The sequence below is a fragment of the Mesorhizobium sp. J428 genome (genome assembly GCF_024699925.1).
Classification (GTDB): domain Bacteria; phylum Pseudomonadota; class Alphaproteobacteria; order Rhizobiales; family Rhizobiaceae; genus Mesorhizobium_A.
In genome coordinates, this window is the sequence record NZ_JAJOMX010000001.1 from 1047663 (window position 1) to 1064574 (window position 16912).

Consider the following 16912-nt stretch of genomic DNA (forward strand, 5'->3'; position numbering starts at 1 on the left):
TTCGCGCAGACCACGGAGTTCGAGATGGGTTCACTGACACGTTTTTCGATCCAGCCTCTCTCGGCCATGACTCGCCGGCTGGCGGCGGTCGCCATGGGCTCGGCCGAGCCTGATCTCGTGATCGGCGGGGCACGCGTGCTCTCGACCTATTCCGAACGCATCCTGCCCGAGCGCGAGGTCTGGATTGCCGGCGGCCGCATCGCGGCGGTCAAGCCGGCAGGCAGCCACAAGGGCTCGGCAAAACGCTATGACGCCAAAGGCGGCATCATCGCGCCCGGCCTCGTCGACCCGCACATCCATATCGAATCGAGCATGGTCACCGCCTGCGCCTACGCGGAAGCGGCACTTCTGAACGGCACCACGACGATCTTTTGCGACAGCCACGAGATCGGCAACGTCATGGACGTCGCCGGTGTGGAGGCTATGCTGGAAGACGCGCGCGAGGCGCCTCTGTCGATCTTCCTCACCGTACCGAGCACGGTTCCCGCAACCTCGCCGCAGCTCGAGACGGCCGGCGGGGACCTGACCCCGGACAAGATCGGCGCGCTGTTCGACAAATGGCCGGAGGCGGTAGCACTCGGCGAGAAGATGGACTTCGTCCAGGTCGCCATGGGCGACGAACGCAGCCATGCGATCCTGGCCGCAGCGCTGCAGCGCGGACGGCCCGTCTCCGGCCATGTTTACGGCCGCGAATTCGTTTCGGCCTATGCCGCGTCCGGCGTGACGGACACGCATGAGGCGATCGACCGCGAGATCGCCGACGACATGCTGGAAGCCGGCATCTGGCTCTTCCTGCGCGGTGGCCCGCCGACGACGCCATGGCACAGCCTGCCGCAGGCGATCAGGACGATCACCGAACTCGGTGCCTCGCACAAGCGCATCGCCGTCTGCACCGACGACCGCGATGCCGACGACCTGCTCCTGTTCGGTCTCGACTGGGTGGTGCGCGAGGCGATCAAGGCCGGCATGAGCCCGGAAAAGGCCTGGAGTATGGGCTCGCTGCACGGCGCGACCCGCTTCGGGGCGGAAGGCGAGATCGGTGGTCTGGGCGGTGGCCGCCGCGCCGACCTCGTGCTCCTCGACGACGCCATGAAGCCGGTCAACACCTGGTATGGCGGCGAACTGGTGGTCGAGGGCGGGAAGATCACGCCGCTGCTCGATCACGAACTGTCCACACGCTATCGCTATCCCGAAGCGGCCTACCACACGGTCAAGCTGCCCGAGGGATTGAAGCTGACGCCTGAGCTGCCGACGGAGCCCGTAACCGTCAACGCGATCCGGACCGAGCTGCCGGGCATTACCCTCGGCCACGAGAAGATCCGGCTCGAACCCGCCAACGACTGGCAGGGCCATTTCGACCGCCACGGACTCTGTTTCGTCACGGTGGTGGAGCGGCACGGCAAGTCGGACGGCAATGTCGCGCACGGGCTGCTCAGCAACTTCGCGCTCGGGCGCGGCGCGGTCGCCTCCTCGGTCGGCCATGACAGCCACAACATCATCATCGCCGGCGTCAACGAGGCCGACATGCAGGTCGCGCTGCGCGCGATCCAAGAGACGCAGGGCGGCGTCTGCGTCGTTGTCGACGGCAAGGTGAGCGCCATGGTCGAGTTGCCGATCGCCGGCCTCCTGTCCGACAAGCGAGTGACCGAGGTGGCCGAGGAGATGAAACTGCTGAAGAAGGAATGGGAGGCTGCCGGCTGCTCGATCCCGTATATGGGCTTCAACCTGATTCCGCTTTCGGTGATCCCCGAGATCCGCATCACCGACAAGGGACTGGTGCTGGTGCCACAGATGGAGATCGCACCGTTGTTCGAGGACGCATAGGACATGGCCGTCTTGGCGAACCGGCGCCTGCCTTTCGGGATCTTGCTCTAGTGGACCTCTTCCGCTCGGGCCTCGTCTCGCCGCGCATCCACTACTTCCAGCTCGTGGCGCGGCTCGGCTCGGTGCGCCAGACTGCGCAGGTACTGAACGTCGCGCCGTCCTCGATCAGCCGGGTCATCAAGGGTCTCGAGGACGAGATCGGAACGCCCCTCTTCGAGCGCGTGCGCCAACGCCTCAAGCTCACCAGCGCCGGCGAACTGTTGCTCTACCACGCACGGCAGAGCAACACCGAGCTGACGCGCGCCTGGTCGGAGATCAACGACCTGCGCGGGCTGAACCGCGGCGCGGTGTCGGTGACCGTCGTGGAGAGCGCGGCGCGCGGCCTGATGACCGAGGCGCTGAAGACGTTCTGGGCGCGCCATCCGCTGATCACGGTGGACATCCGCGTCGCCGGCTCGCAGCAGGCCTGTGACGCGGTGGCGGAGGGCGAATGCGACATCGCATTGGCGTTCGACGTGCGCGTACCGCGCAATGTACGGCGGATCGCCGCCACGGCCCTGCCGCTCGGCGTGATTGCCTCTCCCGAAAGCCGCTTCGCCGGCCGCAAGAACCTGAAACTGTTCGACCTTTCCGGCGAGCAGGTCATCCTGTCGGATGCGAGCCTGGCGCTCGGCCTTTCCGTGGACGATGCGATCAACCGCTCGATCATCGACCTGACGCGCCGCTCGCGGACCAATTCGATCGCCCTGATGGTCGAGCTCGCGCGCATGAACCTCGGCGTCGCGCTGCAGACGCGCATCGGGGTCGAGAACGAGCTTGCCGAAGGCAGCCTGATCTTCCTGCCGATCAACGACGCCAAGCTACCGCCGCGGCGGCTGATGCTGCTGACGCGCACCGAACGCGAGATGTCCGAGGCGGCATCCGCCTTCGCCAACCTGCTCGCCCGTGCCATCGAAGTCCTTGGCGACTGAGTTGTTGCGTTTTCCGCATCATCACAGCGCAAAATGATGCACTATCTGGAACAACTCCAGTCTGCGAAATTGCAGTCTCACGGAGACGTCACATGAAGCAGAGCGCCGTCGAAGCGGTCATCAGGGGCCTGAAGAAAGCGGGGGTCAGCATCGTCTGCTACCTGCCGGATTCGCTGTTCAAGGAACTCTATCCGGCGCTGGACGCCGACCCTGACATCCGCACCATCCGCGTGACCAATGAGGGCGAAGGCGCTGCGATCTGCGGCGGCGTCTTCCTGTCCGGCAAACGCGCGGCGCTGGTGATGGAGAACTCCGGCCTGCGCGCCTCGGTCGAACCGCTGGCGCGCATGGGGCTGGGTGCCGGCATCCCGGTGGTCATGCTGATGAGCTATCGCGGCGAACTCGGCGAGAACAATTGGTGGGCGATCCCGCACGGCATCACGATGGAGCCGGTGCTGAACGCGCTGCGCATCCCTTATCGGGTCGTGCGCGAGGAAGACCAGATCGAACAGTCGATCGTCGACGCCTACAACTGGTCCTACAACGCCTACTATCACTCGGCCATCGCGCTTGGCGGGAGCGTCGTCCGATGAAACGCTACGACTGCATGAAGCTCCTCGCCGCGCGGCTCAAGGACGAGCTGGTGATCCTGTCGCTCGGCGCATCGGTGGACGAGTGGTACAACGCCGCGCCGCATATGCGCGAGGCCAGCCTGTTCCAGCAGCAGCTCGGCTGCGTCACTCCGCAGGCCTTCGGCCTCGCCGCCGGCCTGCCGCACCGCCGCATCGTCTCGCTCGATACAGATGGTGGCATGATGTTCAACCTCGGCATTCTGGCCACGCTTGGCAACGAACAGCCGAAGAACCTGTTCGTCGTCGTCTGGGACAACGAATGCTACCAGTCGATCGGCGGCCCACCGACGCACACCGCCTTCGGACGCGTCGACATCGCCGCAATCGCACGCGGCGCGGGCGTCGAGAACGCCTACACCGCGCGCACGCTGGAAGAATTCGAAGCCCATTGCGAGGCTGGCCTCAAGGCCGACGTTCCCTATGTCGTCGTCGCCAAAGTCGCAGGCACCGTCCAGCCCGACATCAAGCGCAAGCACTCGGACGGCCGCGAGGACAAATACATCTTCGTGCGCCACGTCGAGGCAACGGAAGGGATCGTCATCATGGGGCCGAGCGAGCATAACTGACGGGCCGATGTCCTCCCAAGCCGCCAACCTCCCCGTCCGTGCCCTGAAGGCCGGCTACGACTATGTCGTGATCGGCTCCGGCTCGGGCGGCTGTGCGGTGACGCGGCGGCTGGTCGATGCCGGCGCGGACGTGCTGCTGATAGAGGCCGGGCCACCCGGCATCGGCGTCGATGCAATCGAGGACCCGGCGAAATGGGTTCCGCTCGGGCGCAGCGCCTATGACTGGGGCTACGACTATGCGCCGACGCCCCGCGTCAACGGCCGCACCATCGGCATCCCGCGCGGCAAGGTGCTGGGCGGATCGTCCGCTACCAATGCGATGATGTGGTATCGCGGCCATCCGCTCGACTACGACGCATGGGAAGAAGCCGGCGCCAAGGGGTGGAGCTTCGCCGACTGCCTGCCCTATTTCCGCCGCAGCGAGGACTGGGAAGACGGCGCGAGCGAATGGCGCGGCGCGGGCGGGCCGCTGCACATCGAACGCGCGCCCGACACCCATCCCGTCGCTCAGGCGCTGATCGACGGCGCGGCCTCGCTCGGCATCCCGGTGATCGACGATCCCAACGGTCCCGACAACGAGGGGGCTGCGCGCGCCAACTTCAACATCTCCGGCGGCAGGCGCTGGAGTTCAGCACGCGGCTATCTCCAGCCGATCTTCGACCGGTTGAACCTCACCGTGCTGACCAGGTCGCTGGCCGTCGGGCTGGTGCTCGAAAACGGCCGCTGCGTCGCGGTGCGCCACGTCATCGACGGAGCCGTTCGCGAGACCCGCGCGCACCAGAAGATCATCCTCGCGCTCGGCGCGATCGACACGCCACGCCTGCTGATGCTGTCCGGCATCGGCGATCCCGCCGAGCTGGCGCGGTTGGACATAACTGTCGCGCACCCGCTGCCGGGCGTCGGCCGGAATCTGCAGGACCATCCGCTGGCGCAGGCCTGCGTCTTCCGGGCCAAGCACCCGCTCGGACCCGTGACCGGCAATGGCGGCGGCTCGATGGTGAACTGGAAATCGCGCGCCGGCCTGCCGCAGGCGGACATCCATGCGTTTCCCGTGCAGGGCAACAGCGCGGAACCGGCCATACGCGCACGATACGACACGTCAGGCCACGTATTCTCCTTCGGCGCTGGCCTCATGCGCTCGAAGAGCGTCGGCTATCTCAAACTTCTGGAGGCCAAGCCCGGCGGCGCGCTGGAGATCCAGCCCAACTTCCTCGCCGAGCCCGAAGACGTCGACGCTATGATCACCGCGGTCGAGATGACGATCGAGATGGCCACGGCGGATGCCAATGCCGATCTCTTCGGCGGCTTCGCTGCGCCCGACAGCCGGCTGACCCGCAGCGAGACCGTGGCTTTCCTGCGCAACGCCTGCTCCACCTTCTTCCACGTCTGCGGCACCTGCCGCATGGGCGAGGACGATGAAGCCGTCGTCGACAGCCGGCTGAACGTGCACGGTCTCGAAGGGCTGATGGTCGCGGACGCCTCGGTCATGCCGGTCATACCGAGCTGCAACACCCATGCGCCCACGACCATGATCGGCGAGCGTGCGGCGGATTTCACGATGGGATTGGTATGACACTTGCGTTTCCAACCCGCATGTCGACGCAGGAGAACGGCCGATGATGACTGGAGCACTTATCCTCGCCGGCGAAGCGCTTCTGACCATGGATGCGGCAAACACGACGCTGGCGGACGGCGCCGTCTTGATCGAGGACGGCCACATCGCCGCCGTGGGCACGCTGGCTGAACTGAGCGCTGCCAGCCCCGAAGTAGCGGTCAAGAAGGTGGCCAATGCCGTCCTGATGCCGGGGCTGGTCAACGCGCACGCCCATTCCGGCTTCCTGCGCGGCACGGCTGAGCATTTGCCGGTGTGGGACTGGCTGACGCTGCACATCAACCCCATGCACCGCATGCTGCAGCCGCACGAAGCGGAGGCCGCCTCGTGGCTCTGTTATGCCGAGTCCGTTCTGGGCGGCACAACCACGGTCGTCGACATGTGGCGTTTCATGGACGGTAGCGCCAGGGCAGCAGAGGCAGTCGGCAACCGGCTGGTCGCCGTTCCATACGTCGGGGAGCATCCGGACTACGATTACTTCGACACGCTCGACATGAACGAGGCCCTGATCGAGGCCTGGCATCGCAAGGCGGACGGCAGGGTCAATGTCTGGGTCGGGCTGGAGCATCTGTTCTACGCCGACGAGGCCGGCCAGCGGCGCGCGATCGAGCTGGCGAAAAAGCACGGCACCGGCTTTCACACCCATTGCAGCGAAGCCGAGATCGAGCTGGCCGAGTTCCATAAGCGCTACGGCAAACGACCGATGTTCGCGCTGGAAGAGCTGGGGTTCTTCGAGACCCCGCGCGCTATGATCGCCCACGGCGTCTGGCTGGATTCCAGCGAAATCGACCTGATCGCGAAGTATCCGGTCTCGGTCGCGCACAATCCGGTCTCGAACATGAAACTCGCCAGCGGCATCGCCCGCGTCGGCGAAATGCTGGCCGCGGGCGTGCCCGTCGGCATCGGCACCGACGGCGAGAAGGAGAACAACAATTTCGACATGTTCGAGGAGATGAAGGTTGCCTCGCTTGTCGGCAAGCTGAAGGACCTCGACGCCGCCGCGATGGATAGCTGGGACGTGCTGAGAATGGCGACGATCACCGGCGCGAAAGCGATCGGGCTGGACCACGAGATCGGATCGATCGAGCCGGGCAAGCGCGCGGACATCATAGCCGTGCGCGCAGACACCCCGCGCATGACGCCGTTCTTTGCCGACGGACCCTACTTCAACCTCCAACACAACCTCGTCCACGCGGTGCGCGGCGGCGACGTGACGCTGACCATGGTGGACGGGAAGATCCTGGTCGAGGACGGCCAGCTGAAAACCGCCGACCTGAAGGACATCATCGCCGAAATCCATCGTGTCGCGCCCGGCCTCTTCGCCCGCAGAGCCGCGTGGCTGGCGCAGAATGCGGAAGGCACGATGCAGTGGACGAAGGCATCGTGACACGGAGACCCCGATCATGAAGACGACGGACAGGGCCGCGCTGGACGAGTGGTACGCAGTCGAGACCTCAACCGACCTGACCGCCGCGCCACTGAAGACGCGGCTGCTCGGCCAGGACATCGAGCTTCGGCGCGACGGGGAAGGCAGGCCGGTCGTGCGCGAGATCCTGGATGACGGCGCGCGCGGGCCGGCGCTGCCCGCGCAGGAGCGCTACGGCTGCGTCTGGACGACGCTCGGCCATCCCAACCGGGACATTTTCGACATCGCGGAAGCTCTGGAGACCGACCGCCGCTTCATCCCTGCGGCTGGGTGAAGATGCGTGCATCGGGCCTGCGGGTGGTCGAGAATTTCCTCGACATGGCGCATTTCCCTTTCGTCCACACCGATATTCTCGGCTCCGAGCCGCACACGGAAGTGCCGCAGTATCTGAGCGAGATCCGCCGCGATGTGGACGAGGTGTGGGCGACCAACTGCACCTTCTTCCAGCCGCGCATCGCCGCCACCGAATCGAACGGCGATTTCGTCCACCTGACCTACCGGGTCCCGACGCCCTTCGTGGTCATGCTCTACCGAGTGTGCCCGACCGCACCCGACAGGCTCGACGCCATCGCGCTCTTCATCCAGCCGATGGAGGAGGACCTCTGCCGGGCGCAGCCGGTGATGTATCTGGTGGACAAGACCTCCACCCATACGGCGCTGCTGAATTTCGAGCAGGTGATCTTCCTGCAGGACCGGATCATCGTGGAGAACCAGCGCCCGCTGCTTCTGCCGCTCGAGCCGCGCGCGGAAATCCCCACGCGGGCCGACTCCTCCTCCGTCGCCTACAGGCGCTGGCTAAAGGAGAAGGGTATCCGCTTCGGCACGACCATGGGAGCGGCATGACCACTGCGGCGCATGGAATACGCGTGCTGCGGCCGGCGACGCTCGCGGAAGCGCTGGAGATGGCGACCGAGCCCGACGCGCGCCTCTTCGCCGGCGGCACCGCGCTGCAACTCGACTGGGCAAAGGGCATCGCGCAGCCGCGCATGCTGGTCGCGCTCGACCGGATTTCCGGCCTCGGAGGCGTTTCGACGACGGCAGGAACAGTCCGCATCGGCACCCTCACCACCCTCGGCGCGCTGGAACGGGATCCCACCATCGCCTCGGCGCTGCCGCTGCTCCACGCAGCCATCCGCTCCACGGCCGGCCCGAGCGTGCGCACTCTCGCGACCATCGGCGGCAATGTCGCCGGACGAACCGGCTGCCTCCTGCCCGCGCTCCTCGCTCTCGATGCCGAGGTCATCGTGTCGGGCGGCTCCGGCGAAGTGACGCTTCCTCTCACGAACTGGCTATCGCGGCAGGCGCACGAGCCCCAAATCGTCACGGCAATCGTGGTTCCCCTCCCCGCAAGCGGAAGCCTATGGACGCATCGCAAGATCGGCCTGCGCGCCGCCTTCACTCCGGGCGTGATCAGCGTCGCAGGGAAACTCTGCTTCGCGGACGGAAGGATCACGTCGGCGCGGCTCGCGGTCGGCAGCGGCGTGGTGGAGCCGGCGCGTCTTCGTGGCGTGGAAACAAGGCTGACGGGCTCGGAGCTCGCCTGCGTCGACTGGAACGGGCTCCGCGAGAAGATCACGCAGGAGATCGTTGCACCTGATGACGCTTTCCGCTCGGCGCGCTACCGCAGGCGTGTGGCCGCGAACGCGCTTGTCCATGGCCTGGGTGGCTCTCTTCCCGACAGCGGACAGGCAAGGCCGGGGGCAGTCACCACACAAGCCGAACCGCTCAGTGGCGAGATCCGTCTCCGGCGCGACACGGCGGGGGCACGCTGGCACGTCCGGCCGGACGGACCGCCGAAGATCGCCGGCCGTCTCGAATATCTGACCGACCGGCGCGAGCCGGGTATGCTGGTGGCGCGCATCCTGCGGGCCGGCGTCCCCCATGCGCGCATCCTGTCGATCGACACTTCCAGGGCTGAGGCGCTGCCAGGCGTCGCCGCGGTTGTCACACATATCGATGTCGCCGGATCGAACGCGTTCGGGATCGTGGTGCAGGACCAGCCGGCGCTTTGCTTCGATAAGGTGCGCTACGCAGGCGACGCAGTCGCCGCCGTCGCGGCCGAGGATGCGGAGACGGCCGCGCGGGCGCTCGACCTCATCGACGTCCGATACGAGCTTCTGCCCATCGTATCCGATCCGCAGGCAGCGCTGCTTGCCGGTGCAGAACAGGTCCATCCGACAGGCAATCTGCAAAGGCGGCTGGAACTGAAGCGCGGGGACACTGCCGAGGCCTTCCGGCGCGCGGCCCATGTCGTGGAAGCGACCTACGTCACGCCGCGCCAGATGCACGGCTTCATGGAGACCGAAGGCGGCTTCGCGAAGGTGGAGGAGGACGGGACGCTGACCGTCTGCGCCGGCGGCCAGCACGGCAGCCGCGACAGAATGCAGCTCTCCCGCATTCTCGGAATGCCGGAGGAGAGGATCAGGGTCGTGACCAGCCCGACGGGAGGCGCGTTCGGCGGCAAAGACGAGCTGACCGTGCAGCCGGCCCTCGCCATCCTGGCGCTGAAGACCGGCCGGTCGGTGCGCATCCAGCTCGATCGCGCGGAGTCGGTTCTGGCCGGCACAAAGCGCAATCCGATGCGCATCCGCATGCGGACGGCCTGCGATGCCGACGGCCTGCTGGTCGCTCAGGAGGTGGACCTGCTGGCCGATGCGGGTGCCTATGCATCGCTCGGTCCGGGCGTGATGGAGACGGCGCTCGAACACGCCTGCGGCCCCTATCTGGTGCCGAACGTGCACACCGAGGGGCGTCTCGCCTACACCAACAATGGCGTCTGCGGCGCGTTTCGCGGTTTTGGCGCCAACCAGATGAGCTACGCGATCGAGTGCCAGATGGACCGGCTCGCTGCCCTGAGCGGTCTCGACCGGTTCGAGATCCGCCGGCGCAACATGCGCCGGCCGGGTTCACGCGGCTACCTCGGCCAGAAGGTCGCTCCCTCTGAGCGATTGCTCGAGATGTTGCAGGCGGCTGAGGCCGATCCGATCTGGCAGCAGCCGCGCGGGCTGTCGGACGACGGGGCAGAACTGATCGGCATCGGGATGGCGATGAACTACCAGGGCAACGGGCTGGGCACGCTGCCGCCCGATCCGGGCGGCGGCGCGCTGAGGCTTGCACCGGACGGCGCGGTCGAGGCGCTCTACGGGCTGGACGAGATGGGCCAGGGCCTGCTGACCTCCGTCAAGGGCGCGGTCGCCGCAGCGCTCGGCTGCGGGCGCGAGGACGTCCGTCCCATCATCGGCGACACCGGCCGCGCGCCGGAATCCGGTTCGACGACAGCGAGCCGCGGCACCTATGTCGCGTGGCGGGTGGCCGAAAGCACCGCGCCCGCCTTCGGCGCAGCGATCCGCACGGCCGCCGGCAAGCTGCTCGGCCGAGACGCGGACACGCTTGCGATCGCGCCGGGCGGCGTGGCCGAGCGCGGCTCGAACAGCGGCGAGATTCTCCTCACCTTCGCCGAGATCGCGCGATCGGTGCCCGAGGGGTCCCTGCCCTTCGTCGAGACAAGCTTCGAATTCCCGAAGTCGGATTACGTCGACGGAAATGCACGGCTGATCTTCGCCTTCGGCGCGACGCTGGCGCGCGTCGCGGTGAGCCGCATCACCGGTCAGGTGCACGTGCTCGACCTGCACCAGCACACGGCGGCAGGCCCGATGCTCGACCTCGCTGCCTATCTCGGCCAGATCGAGGGCGGCGGCGTGCAGGGCCTCGGCTTCACGCTGAGCGAGGACGCACTGATGCAGGACGGCCGCTTCGTCACCGCGAACCTCGACACCTACATGCTGCCCGGCATAGCCGATGTGCCCCGCACACTCGCCAGCTTCGCGCTCGAAGGGCTCGATCCGGGCGACACCTTCGGGCCACGCGGCGCCGGCGAACTCGGCATCGGCGCCGTGACGCCGGCGATCGCCAATGCCGTAGCCGACGCGACCGGCTTCTGGCCCGAGACCACCCCGTTCAATCCGGAGCGGCTGCTGGACGTTGCCGGAGCTGCGGCATGAACGTGGCTTTCCGGCTCAATGGCGAAGCACGACAGGTCTCGGCTTCAGCGGACAGGCGACTGATCGACCTGCTGCGCGACGACCTCGGCCTGACCGCCGCCAAGAAAGCCTGCGGCATCGGTCGCTGCGGCAGTTGCATGGTGTTGCTAGACGGCCAGCCGGCCAATTCCTGCCTGCTCATGCTCTGGCAGCTCGACGGCCGCGACGTCGTCACGCCGGAGGGCCTCGACGCGTTGCCCGAAGCCCGCACGGTCCGTGCCGAGCTCGCGGTGGAGAACGCCTTCCAATGCGGCTATTGTGCCCCCGGCTTCTCCATGACCCTGACGGCGCTGCTGCGTGAGAGTCCGCAGGCCGGCGAGACTGAGATCCGCGCCGCTCTCGAGGGCAACATCTGCCGCTGCACCGGCTATCATTCAATCCTCCGCGGCGCGCTCGCCGCCGCCGAGGCGCTGCGCAGGGCGCGCAGCCCGACCGGAGACAGGCAATGACCATCCTCGTCCGCACTCCTCAGCCCGGCGCGGAAGCGCACGCCTTCCTGTCGCGGGCGCGAAAACAGCACCTGATCGCCGGTGAATGGCGGGACGCCTCCGATGCGGGCCTGCTGGACACCTATGATCCCGCAACCGGCCACTTGTTGGCACAGCTTGCCCGAGGCACCGTTTCGGACGTCGACGACGCCGTCGCCGCTGCAAGGAAAGCCTTCGAAAGCGATACGTGGCGCAGTATGACCCCGTCGGCGCGCGGCAAGCTCTTGTGGCGCGTGGCCGAGCTGATCGAGCGCCATGCCGACGAGCTGTCGGAACTGGAGGTGCTGGACCAGGGCAAATCGCTGAAGACCGCGCGCTTCGGCGAAATCCCGGCGTCAGCCGAGCAGTTCCGCTACTTCGCCGGATTCGCGACGAAAATCCTCGGCACGACGATCCCCACCTCGATCGCGCACCAGCCGGCCGGCCGCAAGATCTTCGCCTACACCACGCGCGAGCCGATCGGCGTCGTCGCGGCGATCACGCCATGGAACTCGCCGCTGCTGATGGCCGCCATGAAGCTCGCCCCGGCGTTGGCCGCCGGCTGCACGGTCGTCCTGAAGCCGGCGGAGGAGACATCGCTGACCGCGTTGCGGCTCGGTGAACTGCTGATCGAGGCCGGGCTGCCCGCGGGCGTCGTCAACATCGTCACCGGCCTCGGCGAGACCGTCGGAGCCGCCCTCGCCGCGCACAAGGACGTCGACAAGGTCGCCTTCACCGGCTCGACGGAGGTCGGCAAGCTGATCGTCACCGCCGCCACCGGAAACCTGAAGAAGCTGACGCTGGAGCTCGGCGGCAAGTCTCCTGCCATCGTCCTGCCGGACGCCGAGATGGACCTTGCAATACCCGGCGTCGCGCGCGGCATCTTCGCCAATGCCGGCCAGGTCTGCGTCGCCGGCTCCCGCGTCTATGCGCATCGCTCGATCTGCGACGAGCTCACCGCAGGACTGGCGGCAGAAGCCGCGAAGCTGCGCCTCGGCCACGGCCTCGATGCCGAGACGGACCTCGGCCCGTTGATCAGCAGCCGGCAGGCTGAGCGGGTCGCGGCCTATGTCGCGGAAGGGCAGGAGGCGGGCGCCGAGGTCGTCGCGGGTGGCGTCCGCGAGCAGGCCTTCTACGCGCCGACGGTGCTGACTGGCGTAAGTGCGGGCATGCGCATGATGCGCGAGGAGATTTTCGGACCCGTGGTCGCGGTCACGCCCTTCGACGACATCGACGAGGCGCTCGCTTACGCCAACGACTCTCCCTACGGCCTGGCGTCCAGCGTCTGGACACGCGACCTGTCCGCCGCGCACCGCACCGCCGCCCGTATCCGCGCCGGCACGGTGTGGATCAACTGCCACTCCTACTTCTCGCCGGAGCTGCCCAAGGGCGGCCACAAGCAATCCGGCTGGGGCTACGAGAACGGCGCGCCGGGCCTGGAAAACTATCTCGAGACCAAGACGGTCTGCGCATTGATCTGAGGGCAGTCAGGTCACAAGTCGGTTAAGCGCGCATCGCGCTGCGCAGACAGTTCTCTCGCCGCCCACACAGCCAATGTTTGGGGCTGCCGGTCGATCGACCGGGGTGGTAGGTCTCGAAGCTCTTCGCATGGATCGCGTCGAGCCGACCCACCACCTGCACGAGAACATGGTCCGGAAACTCTTCCTTGCTGATGTTCATGACAATGTTCTTCACTTATGCAGGCAAAGGCTGGTCTTCGCCGTCGAGTCGGGAGCCAAGCGACAGTTGGTTGAGGTCCCCGACCCGACGATAAGAGAATTCGTCCAGCATGCGCCGCATCAAGCGGATGCCGTGCCCGCCGATGACCGCGCTTTCGATGGACGATGGCAACGGTTTTTCTTCGAGCAACGTCGGATCGAACGGCGCTCCGTTGTCTGCGATCCGCAGCAGGATCATGTCCGGCCGCCTGGAGCAGTCGACTGAAAGGATCGGCGAAGGCGTCTGCTCGGTAAAACCGTACATGATCACGTTCGTCAGAGCCTCTTCCAGGCTGAGCTGGAGGGCAAAGCGGGTTCGCTGCGGCCAGCCCTCGCGCTCGGAAAGCTCTTCCAGCCAGGCAGTCGCACGCCCGACTTCGTCGAGCCGGGCGGCTAAGCTAAGCGTATCCGTCCTACCCTCAAAGCCGCTGTCACGGCATGCCATTCTTTTGTGCTCCGGAGTCTCTTGTGGTCCGCCAGCCATCCCAGCGGCACCTTGTGTGCACAACGGGCAGACGATTATCACGCTTCATGATGAACGAACCATCAAGCAAGCCAGCAACTCCCCTGTACGTCGACACGAGGCACGCCGCACGGCGGCTGAGGGGCTGATCGAGGCGCGGGCCTAGATCGAAGAACTCTCCGCCGAATATGAAAACCCGAACGGCCGTACGAAGTCACCACCGAGCAGGGTGAGGCGACCAAAAACTCAGGACGCCACGCAACGTGGACTCCATTCCTGCCAGCGCTTCGGAACGCAAGTCCCCTGACCGACTGGCTGCTGGTGCCGTCCGCAGCCATGCATCTGAAGCTTGATCAGACCCGGTTTGAGGTCGCACCTAGGCTGTGACCGGCAAGCGTGACGGGGTTTACCAGCATGGAAATGCTGTTGTTACTTTCCTTGAGGGTAGGCAGTGAGTCATGCGCATTCTCGCGCGGCGGCAATCCACGATGCGCCCGCGGAGTCGTCTGACGGAGCGATGCTCAAACTGGCCTTCCTGCTTGTCGGCCCCGAGGCGTTTCGCGCGCGGTGGTATGTGCTTGCCATTCTCGGCGGCCTCTTCATGGCGCTGGCGGCATTGCTAGCCATCGACGCCGTGGATGGTGTGACCGCAGTCACGCAAGAGACGATGGGCGGAGTGTTTGTCGTCAACGGCGTACTTACCCTGCTGGGAGTGCTGGGCGGCGGGGCGGAAGGTCGCCTGCGCAACCTTGCCCTGGCCAAGGCGGCGGGGCTGATCGTGCTCGGCTGCCTGATCCTGGGATTTCCTTTCAAGACGGACATCGCGCTCGTCGTGCTGTTCAGCCTCACCTTCGCCCTCGACGGGCTGGGCCGCATCGCCACCGCCAACCTTGTGCGCTTTTCCGGCTGGAGGACGACCGTCGCGATCGGCATCGCAGAACTGCTGGTGGCCGTCCTCATACTCACCGATTGGCCGCTGCCCGACAACCGTGACATTCCCTTCTGCATTAGCCTGCTGATGGCGCTGACGGGATGGCTTCTGGTGCGCGTATCGCTGATGTTCCGCACGCTGGAGAGCGAGGCGGCGATCCTGCTCCTGCCGATATTCGGCGGGCGCGGCTGGGTACGACAATGCACCGGTGCTGATCGACACGGGCGACGTCGTGAAGGTCGAGAATCCGATGATCGTCCATGTCTGGACACCGGTGGGCTCGGCCTACGAGCCGGAGCGGCGGCTCCTCATCGACCGCTACATCGCGGCGGTGGACGGCAACGGCGTGATCTCCACCGGCCATTCGGCACTGGAGATGCTGCCGGACGTCTATATCAGCCACTATCCGGCCAATGAAGTCGAACGCTCCGGCCGCGACTTCATCCAGTCGCTGCGCGGTACCGCCGACAACGACCTGCCCGGCCGGTTTCTGCCCTCCTACGGATACGAGCAGGACTGGTGGTGCCCGGCGGATGCCCATGTGGAGTTCCGCAACTTCAACCCGCGCCGGCTGCGGGCATTCTGGATCGGCTACCGTCAGGACAGCACCTACAACCTGACCAACCGGAACTGCTCGGTCGTCGTCGCCGCAGCGCTCGACGCGGCGCTGGAAGGTGCGCTGGGAAGCCGCAATCCGTGGCTGCGCCTCGCCGGCCTGCTGATCAATCCGGATCTCTGGATCGCCACCATGATCCGCAACCGGGCTGCCTCCATGACATGGACGCCGGGCATGGTGCTCGACTATGCGCGCACCATGGCGCGGATCGTCGAGCGGCGTGAGGTGCCATGGGGGCAGCGCCTGTTGCGCTTCCTTCGGCGCATCCGCCCACCTCAAGCCTCGAACAGCAAGGCGCACACCGCGTGAGCACCCTTCTCGCACCTGAGGCGCCTGCCTCGAACCTCTTCTCCCGTGCGGCCGTGATCGCCATGGCGGCGATGTTCGGCCTGACCTACAGCCTGAGTGCCGCGCTGATCGCGCTCGACCTGTCGGCCCGTGGTCTGAGCGAAACGATGATCGGCGCCAACGCCGCCATGCACGCGGTCGGCGTGTTGGTGACGGCGATGATCCTGCCGCGGATCGTCGCCTTCTTCGGCATACGGCGTTTAGCGATCCTCGCGCTGGTCACCGCGGCTACCGTGCTCGCAGCCTTTCCGGTGGTTCCCGTGATCTGGCTCTGGTTCGTGCTCCGCCTCGCCCTCGGCATGGCATCGGAGATCCTTTTCGTGCTGTCGGAGGCCTGGACCAACAGCCTGAGCACCGAAGAGACCCGCGCGCGGGCGATGGCAGCCTATACGGCCGCCCTCTCGATCGGCTTCGCGCTCGGGCCGCTGATCCTCACTGCGGTCGGCCTCTCCGGCTATGCGCCCTATCTGGTGGGCGCGGCCATCGCCTTGGTGGCGGCGACCTTCATCGCCCTGCCGAAAGTGACGGCGCCCGCGTTTGATGGCCCCGCGGGCGGCAATCCGCTGCGCTTCATGCGCCTGGCGCCCGTCGCGATCGCCGCGACCGTACTGAATGCCGCGATCGAGACGGCGGGCCTGTCGTTCCTCGCCATCTACGCCATCAATCTCGGCTGGCCCGAAGGCGACGCGAGCAGGCTGATGTCGTGCATGATGATCGGCGCGATACTGCTGCAGCTGCCGATCGGCTGGCTGGGCGACAAGATGGACCGGACAAGGCTCGTCCTTGCCCTTGCGACCGTCGCGGCCCTTGGCGCGCTGGTCTGGCCGCTGGCGCTGAAGAGCCCGCTCGCGACCTATGTCCTGCTGTTCGTCTGGGGCGGAGCCTTCGTCGGCATCTATACGATCATGCTCACCATGGTCGGCAGCCGCTTCAAGGGGACAGAGCTGATCGGCATCTATGCCGCGATGGGCCTGATGTGGGGCTTCGGCGCCCTGATCGGCCCGCTTGCGGCCGGCCTCGCCATGGAGACATCACGCCACGGCCTCGCCTTCTTCGCCGCCACCGCCTGCGCCATCTTCGCGGGCTTCATGCTGCTGCAGCGGCGGGACCAGATATGACGGTCGAACACACGTTGGGTTGGTCGAGGTTGGCGACACTGCCTTCATAAGCCGGTCGTCAGATTGCGATCCGTGCGCATCGATGGGAAGCGCCTGTACGGCCCCGGCGTCAGGGACATGAAAGGCGGAAACCAACTCGCATTCAATGGCCTGTGTCGCCTCTCCGGTTAATCAACCGAT

Annotated in this window: 14 protein-coding genes and 1 pseudogene; 13 read left to right on the plus strand and 2 right to left on the minus strand. The window is 66.6% G+C overall.

Annotation, left to right across the window (positions count from 1 at the left end; translation table 11 throughout):
* The first annotated feature begins 24 nt into the window (after positions 1-24).
* The 10 genes and pseudogenes from LRS09_RS05275 to LRS09_RS05320 all read left to right on the plus strand — a co-directional run bounded on the left by LRS09_RS05275 (position 25) and on the right by LRS09_RS05320 (position 13019).
* Positions 25-1824, plus strand: coding sequence for an adenine deaminase C-terminal domain-containing protein (locus LRS09_RS05275; RefSeq protein WP_257804716.1), 1800 nt, complete (start codon positions 25-27; stop codon positions 1822-1824).
* 50 nt (positions 1825-1874) lie between these two features.
* A complete protein-coding gene (locus tag LRS09_RS05280) occupies positions 1875-2795 on the plus strand; it encodes a LysR family transcriptional regulator (protein WP_257804718.1) in 921 nt (306 codons plus the stop codon).
* A 92-nt stretch (positions 2796-2887) separates the two neighbouring features.
* On the plus strand, positions 2888-3388 hold the full coding sequence (locus LRS09_RS05285) for a thiamine pyrophosphate-binding protein (RefSeq protein WP_085466543.1): 501 nt from the start codon (positions 2888-2890) through the stop codon (positions 3386-3388).
* The gene (locus LRS09_RS05290; protein WP_085466544.1) at positions 3385-3993 is read left to right on the plus strand and encodes a thiamine pyrophosphate-dependent enzyme; all 609 of its coding nucleotides are present in this window, start codon (positions 3385-3387) and stop codon (positions 3991-3993) included. The genes LRS09_RS05285 and LRS09_RS05290 overlap by 4 nt, the downstream gene beginning before the upstream one ends.
* A 7-nt stretch (positions 3994-4000) precedes the next feature.
* The gene (locus LRS09_RS05295; protein WP_257804723.1) at positions 4001-5566 is read left to right on the plus strand and encodes a GMC family oxidoreductase; all 1566 of its coding nucleotides are present in this window, start codon (positions 4001-4003) and stop codon (positions 5564-5566) included.
* A 43-nt stretch (positions 5567-5609) separates the two neighbouring features.
* A complete protein-coding gene (locus LRS09_RS05300) occupies positions 5610-6992 on the plus strand; it encodes an amidohydrolase (RefSeq protein ID WP_257804725.1) in 1383 nt (460 codons plus the stop codon).
* A gap of 16 nt (positions 6993-7008) precedes the next feature.
* A pseudogene (locus tag LRS09_RS05305) lies at positions 7009-7874 on the plus strand (aromatic ring-hydroxylating dioxygenase subunit alpha).
* A complete protein-coding gene (locus tag LRS09_RS05310) occupies positions 7871-11032 on the plus strand; it encodes a molybdopterin cofactor-binding domain-containing protein (protein WP_257804726.1) in 3162 nt (1053 codons plus the stop codon). The pseudogene LRS09_RS05305 and the gene LRS09_RS05310 overlap by 4 nt, the downstream one beginning before the upstream one ends.
* Entirely contained in the window at positions 11029-11520 is a 492-nt protein-coding gene (locus tag LRS09_RS05315) for a (2Fe-2S)-binding protein (protein WP_257804729.1), read from the plus strand. Before LRS09_RS05310 ends, LRS09_RS05315 begins: the two co-directional genes overlap by 4 nt.
* Complete coding sequence (locus tag LRS09_RS05320) at positions 11517-13019, plus strand: aldehyde dehydrogenase (protein ID WP_257804730.1); 1503 nt, start codon at positions 11517-11519, stop codon at positions 13017-13019. Before LRS09_RS05315 ends, LRS09_RS05320 begins: the two co-directional genes overlap by 4 nt.
* 22 nt (positions 13020-13041) lie before the next feature.
* Here LRS09_RS05320 and LRS09_RS05325 read toward each other — a convergent pair whose 3' ends face one another.
* Together LRS09_RS05325 and LRS09_RS05330 are read right to left on the minus strand one after the other, a co-directional pair.
* Positions 13042-13218, minus strand: coding sequence for a hypothetical protein (locus LRS09_RS05325; protein WP_257804732.1), 177 nt, complete (start codon positions 13216-13218; stop codon positions 13042-13044).
* 15 nt (positions 13219-13233) lie between these two features.
* Positions 13234-13701 carry an ATP-binding protein gene (locus LRS09_RS05330; protein WP_257804734.1) on the minus strand — a complete coding sequence of 156 codons (468 nt, stop codon included), beginning with the start codon at positions 13699-13701 and terminating at the stop codon, positions 13234-13236.
* A gap of 535 nt (positions 13702-14236) precedes the next feature.
* Between LRS09_RS05330 and LRS09_RS05335 the strand changes: the two genes are divergently transcribed.
* From LRS09_RS05335 to LRS09_RS05345, 3 genes are all read left to right on the plus strand, one after another.
* Positions 14237-15067, plus strand: coding sequence for a hypothetical protein (locus tag LRS09_RS05335; protein WP_257804735.1), 831 nt, complete (start codon positions 14237-14239; stop codon positions 15065-15067).
* Positions 14997-15575 (plus strand): hypothetical protein, encoded by a 579-nt coding sequence (locus tag LRS09_RS05340; RefSeq protein ID WP_257804737.1) that lies wholly within the window; start codon positions 14997-14999, stop codon positions 15573-15575. Before LRS09_RS05335 ends, LRS09_RS05340 begins: the two co-directional genes overlap by 71 nt.
* Positions 15576-15637: 62 nt before the next feature.
* The gene (locus LRS09_RS05345; protein WP_257810128.1) at positions 15638-16732 is read left to right on the plus strand and encodes an MFS transporter; all 1095 of its coding nucleotides are present in this window, start codon (positions 15638-15640) and stop codon (positions 16730-16732) included.
* Positions 16733-16912: the final 180 nt, after the last annotated feature.

Coding starts and splice junctions, on each gene's coding strand:
- LRS09_RS05275 (WP_257804716.1), top strand. CDS start 25: ATGGGTTCACTGACACGTTTTTCGATCCAGCCTCTCTCGGCCATGACT.
- LRS09_RS05285 (WP_085466543.1), top strand. CDS start 2,888: ATGAAGCAGAGCGCCGTCGAAGCGGTCATCAGGGGCCTGAAGAAAGCG.
- LRS09_RS05290 (WP_085466544.1), top strand. CDS start 3,385: ATGAAACGCTACGACTGCATGAAGCTCCTCGCCGCGCGGCTCAAGGAC.
- LRS09_RS05295 (WP_257804723.1), top strand. CDS start 4,001: ATGTCCTCCCAAGCCGCCAACCTCCCCGTCCGTGCCCTGAAGGCCGGC.
- LRS09_RS05300 (WP_257804725.1), top strand. CDS start 5,610: ATGATGACTGGAGCACTTATCCTCGCCGGCGAAGCGCTTCTGACCATG.
- LRS09_RS05310 (WP_257804726.1), top strand. CDS start 7,871: ATGACCACTGCGGCGCATGGAATACGCGTGCTGCGGCCGGCGACGCTC.
- LRS09_RS05315 (WP_257804729.1), top strand. CDS start 11,029: ATGAACGTGGCTTTCCGGCTCAATGGCGAAGCACGACAGGTCTCGGCT.
- LRS09_RS05320 (WP_257804730.1), top strand. CDS start 11,517: ATGACCATCCTCGTCCGCACTCCTCAGCCCGGCGCGGAAGCGCACGCC.
- LRS09_RS05325 (WP_257804732.1), bottom strand. CDS start 13,218: ATGAACATCAGCAAGGAAGAGTTTCCGGACCATGTTCTCGTGCAGGTG.
- LRS09_RS05330 (WP_257804734.1), bottom strand. CDS start 13,701: ATGGCATGCCGTGACAGCGGCTTTGAGGGTAGGACGGATACGCTTAGC.
- LRS09_RS05335 (WP_257804735.1), top strand. CDS start 14,237: ATGCTCAAACTGGCCTTCCTGCTTGTCGGCCCCGAGGCGTTTCGCGCG.
- LRS09_RS05345 (WP_257810128.1), top strand. CDS start 15,638: ATGGCGGCGATGTTCGGCCTGACCTACAGCCTGAGTGCCGCGCTGATC.